The sequence below is a fragment of the Rossellomorea aquimaris genome (genome assembly GCF_001877785.1).
GTDB lineage: Bacteria > Bacillota > Bacilli > Bacillales > Bacillaceae_B > Rossellomorea > Rossellomorea aquimaris_A.
This window is the reverse complement of the sequence record NZ_MINN01000119.1, coordinates 1-568: the sequence shown is the minus strand read 5'-3', so window position 1 is coordinate 568 and position 568 is coordinate 1. Positions and strand designations below refer to the sequence as shown.

Sequence of the window (568 nt, the reverse complement as noted above, 5' to 3'; positions counted from 1 at the left end):
TTATAGTGATTTATCGCTTACTGTGTTGGTGCATTCTTTACTTCGCATTTGTGTCTATCCACTTTGTCTAGACTTCGACATTTATTTTGTTCTACTGTTGTTGCTCAGTTTTCACTATCTAATATTGAGTTGTACCACATATTCTTGTAGTCAGTAGTCTCTTTGTTTTTGGTGTTGGTGGTGGTTATATATAGGTAGATAGCATACGTGTGAGGAGTCTGTTTTTTTTTTTTTCATTCCAGGAACCAATATGGCGCTGTTTCATTGCCGGGACGAATCGGTCCGCGATTTAATGTTCCAAGTGGTGCATTTGGATTCACAGATTGCCGTAAAGGGCATGGATGACAAAGAGATGCAGATGACGAATTTATTGTTGATGCTGACGCCGGTGGAATTGAGCGAACGCCAACAGGAAATCATGAGTTTGATCAGTTTGAGCTTGATCGAAAGCGAAGCCTCGATGATGATTTTCTCGTCTTCGAACGAGGACGTTATCCGAAATAAGTTAGAAGAGTTGTTCTATGAATACTTACAAAATAATTTGATGAAGGAATGATTTGAATGAAAC

Annotated in this window: 1 protein-coding gene; it reads left to right on the top strand. The window is 38.9% G+C overall.

Going from position 1 to position 568, the window contains the following annotated elements:
• Positions 1-250: 250 nt before the first annotated feature.
• A complete protein-coding gene (locus tag BHE18_RS18315; RefSeq protein WP_071619963.1) occupies positions 251-556 on the top strand; it encodes a PTS sugar transporter subunit IIA in 306 nt (101 codons plus the stop codon).
• Positions 557-568: the final 12 nt, after the last annotated feature.

What these genes read in the sequence shown, in the direction of transcription:
- BHE18_RS18315 (WP_071619963.1), top strand. Translation starts at nt 251, where the DNA reads ATGGCGCTGTTTCATTGCCGGGACGAATCGGTCCGCGATTTAATGTTC.